The 7,253-nt window shown below is 73.2% G+C and carries 4 protein-coding genes and 1 pseudogene; 2 read left to right on the top strand and 3 right to left on the bottom strand.

Annotation, left to right across the window (positions count from 1 at the left end; all coding sequences use genetic code 11):
- Positions 1 to 246, top strand: a pseudogene (locus AB0C69_RS34950) (phosphotransferase family protein); the annotation flags it as partial.
- A 27-nt stretch (positions 247 to 273) separates the two neighbouring features.
- Here AB0C69_RS34950 and AB0C69_RS34945 read toward each other — a convergent pair.
- The 3 genes from AB0C69_RS34945 to AB0C69_RS34935 form a co-directional block, all read right to left on the bottom strand.
- Complete coding sequence (locus tag AB0C69_RS34945; protein WP_360359460.1) at positions 274 to 1,761, bottom strand: sigma-70 family RNA polymerase sigma factor; 1,488 nt, start codon at positions 1,759 to 1,761, stop codon at positions 274 to 276.
- A 213-nt stretch (positions 1,762 to 1,974) separates the two neighbouring features.
- Positions 1,975 to 3,495, bottom strand: coding sequence for a sigma-70 family RNA polymerase sigma factor (locus tag AB0C69_RS34940; protein WP_360359457.1), 1,521 nt, complete (start codon positions 3,493 to 3,495; stop codon positions 1,975 to 1,977).
- A gap of 293 nt (positions 3,496 to 3,788) precedes the next feature.
- Positions 3,789 to 6,002: a substrate-binding domain-containing protein gene (locus AB0C69_RS34935; protein ID WP_360359453.1), complete on the bottom strand. Its 2,214-nt coding sequence runs from the start codon at positions 6,000 to 6,002 to the stop codon at positions 3,789 to 3,791.
- A gap of 271 nt (positions 6,003 to 6,273) precedes the next feature.
- Here AB0C69_RS34935 and AB0C69_RS34930 point away from each other — a divergent pair, with 271 nt between their 5' ends.
- Positions 6,274 to 7,155, top strand: coding sequence for an RNA methyltransferase (locus AB0C69_RS34930; RefSeq protein ID WP_360359450.1), 882 nt, complete (start codon positions 6,274 to 6,276; stop codon positions 7,153 to 7,155).
- The last annotated feature ends 98 nt before the right edge of the window (positions 7,156 to 7,253 follow it).

Raw genomic sequence — 7,253 nt, 5'->3', positions numbered from 1 at the left:
GCGCCCGGCTTCCTCACGCGCCGCGAGTTCGCCGGACGGTACGCCGAGCTGACCGGTTTCGACCTCGCCGACCTCGACTTCTACGTCGCGTTCGCGTGCTTCAAGCTCGCGGTGATCCTGGAGGGCATCCACGCCCGCTACCTGCAGAACGCGACGGTCGGCGAGGGCTTCGACCAGATCGGCGGCGGGGTGCCGCTGCTGCTGGACCGCGCCCACCGCACGCTCGACGCGGGCTCGGTCTGGTAGGCGCCCGCCCGGCGGCGGGCGCCCCGCTCAGCAGCGGTAGGTGACCGTCGCCGAGCGGCCGGAGGAGAACATCACCGTGCCGGTCTGCCGGCCCCAGCAGAACCCGGACGCCCGCGAGACCCGCACGCCGCCGCTCTGGCCCGCTTCGAGGTGGCCGGAGCCGCCCGCGCTGACGGGCCCGGACGTGCCGGTCACCTGCCAGTTCACGGAGCCGCCCACGGCGGTGACCGTGACGGTGCAGGAGTCGTTCCTGCCCATGTCGCAGCCGCTCACCGACAGCGTGCCGGGCTTGGGCGGCTTCGGCGCGCTGGTGGTGGGCGGCGCCGGCGGCCTGCTCGACGGCGGCTTCGACGAGGCCTCCGACGCCGACGGCGAAGGCGACGGCGACTTCGACGGCGACTTCGACGGGGACGCCGTCGGCGACGTGGGGGACGAGGGATCGGTCGGTATCGGCTCCGGCGCGGTGGAACCGCCGGGCGGGGTGCTGCCGCCGGGCGTCACGGGACGGGTCGCCGCCGCGTTCGTCCCGTCGTCCCCGCCGCCGAGCCACGCCATGCCGCCGCCGAACAGCACGAGGACGCCGACGCCCACCGCGACGGCGGCGAGCAGCGGCGCCCGCCGCTTGCCGGGCGCGCGGTCGCGGGCGCGCGGGGCGGTCGGCTGGTAGGGCAGCGGCCAGCCGTACTCGTCGAACGGCTCGGTCCAGGCGGCGATGGCGCGGCGGTTCCCGGCGCGGTCCTCGGCGGTCGCGGCGGTCAGCACGTCCAGCCGCAGGTCGGCGGGGATCGCCGCGATCGGCAGCACCGACAGCAGCCGGTCCGGCGGCAGCGGCGGCGTCTCCCGCGCCCCGCACACCGGGCAGTTCTCCACGTGCCGGACGAGCGCCGTCGACGTCTGCGGGGACAGCGGCCACGACTCGGTCAGCGCCGCGACGCTCGGGCAGTCCTTCCAGTGGTTCTGCGCGATGAGGGCCGCGTGCAGCGCGGCGGCGAGGTCCTCGCGGGCCTGCTGCGCCAGCGCGAGCGTCTCCTCCAGCGGCATGCCGAAGATGCCGGACAGATCCACCTCGTCCAGCTCGTGGCGGACCGACAGGTCGATGGCCTCGCGCTGCCGCCCGTTGAGCGCGGCGATCGCGCTGTGCGCGAGCAGCCGGCGCTCCTCGCGGCGGGCGAGCTGCTCGGGCGTCAGCTCGTCCTCGGCCTCCGGGGCCTCCTGCCCGGTGTGCCGGTTTGGGCTGTCGCGGCGCCGCATGCACTCCTTGCGGGCGATCGCGTAGAGCCAGCCGCGCAGCCGCGCCGGCTCGGTGAGCCGGTCCACGTGCTCGCGGGCGGCGATGACGACGTTGCGCAGGGCCCCGGACGCCTCGACGCGGTCGCGCAGCAGGCCGTGGCAGTAGTCGAAGAGGAACGGCGCGTAGGTGTCGTAGACCTCGGTCAGCGCGATGACGTCCCCGGCTCGCAGCGAGTCCGCCAGCCTGAGGTCGTCATTCTGCGCGGCCCCTGGCTCACCGGCCACGGGAACCCTCCCAGTCGAAATCGGTTTCACAGATCTGCCCCCGACGAGCCCCGACGCGCGTCGGCCGACTCAGGTTGCCTGATCTTGCCACCAAGTTGCTGGGATTTCTCCTTTATGAGCGGATTTAAGTGACGAATCCGGTACGCCCCGTGGCCGTATCGCCATGTGGGAGAGGCCTCCCGGCGATGAAAGTGATCTGGGTCACTTCTGCGATCAACTGGTCCGCTGGCCGCCGCCGGGGCCGCCCCCGTCCTCCGGCTGGCACGACAGCGTCACGGTGCGCACGTCCCCGTTGGAGAAGCTGACCGTTCCCGAGCCGCCGGGCGGAGTGCAGGTCCCGCTGACGCGGGCGTAGCCGGACTGGCCGCTGCGCAGCGTGCCGCCGCCGCTGGCGCTCAGACCGCCGGACGCGCCCGTGACCGACCAGGTCACCGTCCCGCCGACGGCTCGCACGAGGATGGTGCAGCTGCCCGGGCCCGGGCCCTCGATGGTGCAGGAGCCGATCGCCAGCCGCCCGGCCCTCGGCTGGGTGCGGGTCGCGGTCGGCTTCGGCGAGCGCGACGGCTCGCGCGTCCTCGTCGGGGTCGGCGTCGGCGACGTGGTCGTCGGCGTCGGGGTGGCGGACCGCGTGGGCGTCGGGGTGTCGGACGGCTCCCGCGACTCGGTCGGGGAGGACGGCGAGACCTCGGGCGCCGACGTCCCGTCCGAGGGGCTCCGCGCGGCCGTCGGCTCGCCGGACGGGCCCGACATCAGGTAGAACGCCGCCGCGACGACCGCGATGACGGCGGCCGCCGCCGCCAGCGCGGCCCACACCCCGCGCCCGCTCCCGCCGCCGGTTCCGGACGGCGCCGCGCGCACGGGCTCCTGCTCGACCATGGAGGGCCAGCCCCAGTCGTCGAACGGCTCGGCTCTGTGCGCGATGGCGGCGAGGTCGGGAGCCAGCGCCGGGTCGGTGGCGGTCGCCATGACGAGCCCGCGCAGGTCGTTCGGCATCATCGCGACCGGCAGCACCTGCATGAGCCGCGCCGCCGAGACGGCGCGGTCGCGCCGGGGCCCGCAGACGCCGCACGCGTCGATGTGCTGGACGAGCCTGTGCACGGCCGGCGGCGGCAGCGGCCATCCGGCGCCGTCGACGATCTCCGCGGCCTCGGGGCAGTCGCCGCGTCCCGCGCGGGCGATGTAGGCGGCGGAGAGGGAGTCGTCCAGGCGGGCGCGGGCCTCGGCGGTCAGCCCCGCGGCCTGCTGCGCGTCCATGCCGAGGACGCCGCCGATCTCCCCGGCGTCCAGGCCGTGCCGCAGCAGCAGGTCGAGCGACTCGCGCTCGCGTCCGCGCAGGCCGGACAGGGCCGCGTGGACGAGCCGCCGGGCCTCCTGGCGCCGGGCGAGCTCCGCGTCGTCCAGGAAGCCGTCCTCGACCTCGGGCGCCTCGCGGCGCTGCGCGGGACGGTCCGGGTCGCGCAGCCGCCGCATGCACTCGTTGCGGACGAGCGCGTACAGCCAGCCGCGGAAGCTCTCGGGCTCGCGGAGGACGGACACGTGCGCGTAGGCGGCGATGAGCGCGTCGTGGAGCGCGCCGGCCGCCTGGTCCTGGTCGCGCAGCAGTGCGTGGCAGTAGTCGTACAGGCGGGCCGCGTAACGGTCCATGACCTGGATGAGGGCGCTCGGATCGCCTGCCGCCAGCGTCCGCGCCAGGCGCTCGTCGTCAGCGCGGTCGAGACTGGGCCAACCGGACACGAAGTCCTCCCGCGGGCTTGCTCGGAATCCTCGTCCGGGACGTCAGGGACGCCGGGGACGAGGCTGGAAAATCTCAGAGGGAGCGGTGCGCTCTCCCGGCCCCGGTTCGGTCGTCCGACCGGCGGCCGCCTCCCGGTCACGGGCCAGGGAGGGGAAGAGGTCGGAGGCCCGACGGCCCCGCTCCCCGTCGGGCCTCCACATAGATTGACGGCCGAATCCGGCGCCCGGTTGACATGGATTTCAGGGAAAAATCAAGAACTACCTGGCGCATCCGGAAGATCACCGATTGGTGGTCACTGGATCCGGCGGGACAGCATCTTCAGGAAGATCTTGGAGATCTCGCCGGGCGTCATGGCGATCTGCACGTTGCCGTTCGTCGCCGTGGCGATCTGCTCCAGCTCGCCCCGGTCCACGCCCTTGCCGAACCCGATCATGTTCACCTGGATCGGCTTGTTCGGGTCCTGCATGTCCTTGAGCTGCTTCAGCGTCTCCTGCAGCGACGGACCGTCCGGGTCGTCGTTCTTCCCGTCGGTGAGCAGCAGGATCGAGTTGCCGAACTCCGGCTTGTAGGAGTCGTTCATGCTCTTGTACGCGGCCAGCATCGTCCGGTACAGGCCGGTGTCGCCGTCCGGCTTCGGCTTCATCTGGTTGAGCGTGGACAGCACGAGGCCGCGCCGCGTGTTGGACCCGATCCGATCGCCCAGGGCGCCGACCGGCACCGTCTCCTTGTAGGGGGTCTTGCCGTCCATGTTCGTCGAGAACAGCCACTGGCCGAGCTCGGTGTCGTTGGACATCATGCTGAGCCCGCCCTGCGAGACCTGCGCGATGGCCTGGAGGCGGTTGACGTTCGGCCCGACCTTCTCGGCCATCGAGCCGGACACGTCGATCAGCGTCAGCATCCGCAGGCCGAGCGACAGCTTCGACCACGCCTGCATGACCTTCGCGACGTCCTCGCTCTTGGGCGCGGGCAGCTGCCGCGGCCGGGCGGGGCTGACGCCGGCCGCCTCGCCGAACCCGGGCGGAGCCTTGCCGTCCGTCGCCCGGAAGCCGGCGTCGAGGACGTCCCTGCGGGTCGCCTCGGTCCGCATCGCCTGTTCGAGCAGGCGGGCGGCCTTGCGCTGGGAGTCGCCCTTGGCGGTGACGGTGAACGGGTAGTCCATCGAGAGCGTGCCCTCGATCGGGTACAGCGCGACCGCGGGCTCGGCGGGCCTGCTCCGGTTGTAGGAGTAGAGGGCCTGCTCCGACGACAGCGAGATCGGCTGCTTGCCGGTGCGGTCCTTGCGGAAGTGCTCGAACTCCGCCTTGACGTTCGGGACGGTGCTCTCCCGGACGGTCCGCACGATGCCGGTGAAGATCGAGTCCCGGTTCGGGTCGTTCGCCAGCAGCGTGCTCGTGACCATCAGCGAGCCCATGCCCGCGGCGTTGCGCATCGGGTCGGGCACGACGAGCCGCACCGAGCCCGCCGGGATCATCTGGTTCTTGGTGACGGCGCCGCCCGCGACGCCGCCCGCGGCCTTCAGCAGGTTGTCCCACGACGGGCTGGCGGTGATGCCCTGCTTCTTCAGCTCCACCGCGAGCGTCCGCGGCAGCCCGACCACGATCGGACTCGTCGCGAGGGAGGTCTTGGTGGACACGACGCCGCTCTTGTCGCCGTTGTCGCCCTCGGTCCGCGCCAGCGAGATCCAGAGGGACGAGTCGGGGATCCACACGTCCGGCCGGTCGTTCGCCACGGCCTGCCCGGACAGCAGCGTCGTCACCGAGAAGGGCTCGGTCCTCTTCACGGTCGCCTTGACGCACTTGCCGTCGACCTTGTGCTTGCCGTCGTTGAACCGTCCGGCGGCCTTCTCCACCACGGGCGCGATGTCGGGCGCGACCGCCACGGACAGGTCCATCGCGCCGTCGCCGGAGCAGCCGCCGCCGCTCTCGGCGAACGCGTAGACGCCCACGCCGAGCAGCAGCGCCAGGCCCACGGCGCCGGCCATGGGCCCGATCAGCGCGGTCGCGCTGCGTTTGCGCCTGCGGCGCCCGTACTCGTAGCCGCCCGACCCGCCGCCGTGGCCGCCCGAACCACCGGAACCGCCGCCGTAGCCGCCGGAGTCACCCGAGCCACCGGAGCCGCCGAAGAATCCGGTCTGGCCGCCGTCCGACCCGCCGATGGCGTCGTACTCGCTGTATCCCGTCCCGGCCAGCGGCGAGGACGCCGGGGCAGGGCCCTGCGGCGACGCGGTCCTCGGCTCCTCCCCGTACCGGCCCTGGCCGTAGACGGGCTGCTCGGAGGACTGCCGGGGCGTGAACCACTCGGGCGTCTCGCCGGGCGCGCCCGGCGCCGTGCCGGGCGGGGCGCCCTGCGGACCCGCCGGGGGCTGGGCGAGCGGCGGGCCCTGGCCCTCCCGCCCTCCGAACCAGTCGGACGACCCGTCATTGGCCGGCCCGAAGACGGGAGTGGACGGGTCGTACCCGCCTTCACCCGTCCCTTCGGGGAAGTCATTGCGATGACGTCCGCTCACGGCTGCCCTCGATTCACCTGAAACCGGCCGATGTTCCCCGGCACTGTAGTAGTACGCCCCAGAGGTTACAAAGGACTCAAAACTGCTAATGACGCAGGTCATGAGCGTGAGCCCGGACGAACCTGGCGGCGCGCACGGCCGCCGCGCCCAGCGATCGGAGGGGTACGAGCGTACGCGAATCCCTCTCTAGAACCTGATTCAGTCCCCTTCCGCGGCCGGATCCGGCCGCCGCGCAGCCGGGGCACCGCCCGCCCGGCGGCAGACTTGGGGAATGGCCAGCCTGATCCCCGTCTCCGACCCCGCCGACCCGCGCCTCGCGGACTACGTCCGCCTCCGCGACGTCAACCTCCGCAAGAGCCTGGAGGCCGAGCACGGCCTGTTCGTCGCCGAGGGCGAGAAGGTGATCCGCCGCGCGGTCGGCGCCGGATACCCCGTCCGGTCGCTGCTGATGGCACGGCGCTGGGCCGAACCGCTGGCCGACCTGCTGGACGGCGTGGACGCCCCCGCCTACCTGGTCGACGACGCCACCATGGAGTCCCTCACGGGCTTCCAGGTGCACCGCGGCGCCCTGGCCTCGCTGGAGCGCCTTCCCCTGCCGTCCGTCGACGCCGTCCTCGCCCCGGCCCGCCGCGCCGCCGTCCCCGAGGAGGTCGTCGACCGCGCCGACGTCCCCGCGCCGCACGCTCGGCCGCCGCGGCGCGTCCTCGTCCTGGAGGACCTCGTCGACCACGCGAACGTGGGCTCCATCTTCAGGTGCGCCGCCGCCCTGGGCGTCGACGCGGTCGTCCTGTCGCCGAGGTGCGCCGATCCCCTCTACCGCCGGGCGGTGAAGGTGTCCATGGGCGCGGTCTTCGCGATCCCCTACGCCCGCATGGCCAACTGGCACGACGACCTCGGCAGGCTGCGCGCCGCCGGCTTCACCCTGCTGGCCCTGACCCCCGACCAGACCGCCACGCCCATAGAGAAGGCGTCCATGGGCGACCGCGTGGCCCTGTTGCTCGGTTCGGAGGGCGACGGCCTCTCGTCCCACTGGCTGGACGAGGCCGACGAGCCGGTGTGCATCCCCATGAGCGGGGACGCCATGTCCGCGGGCGTCGACTCCCTGAACGTCACCGCGGCCGCCGCGATCGCCTGCCACACACTGATGCGGTAGCGGGGCCGTCCGAAGGCCGGAAAAGGGTGGCAACCAGCCCGCGTCCAGAGCCGACTCCCCGCGGACGATCCCCGCGAACAGCGGAACGAGGATCATCA

This window comes from Actinomadura sp. NPDC048032, assembly GCF_040653175.1.
Taxonomy (GTDB): domain Bacteria; phylum Actinomycetota; class Actinomycetes; order Streptosporangiales; family Streptosporangiaceae; genus Spirillospora; species Spirillospora verrucosospora.
This window is presented reverse-complemented; position numbering and strand designations above follow the sequence as displayed.

What these genes read in the sequence shown, in the direction of transcription:
- AB0C69_RS34930 (WP_360359450.1), top strand. Translation starts at nt 6,274, where the DNA reads ATGGCCAGCCTGATCCCCGTCTCCGACCCCGCCGACCCGCGCCTCGCG.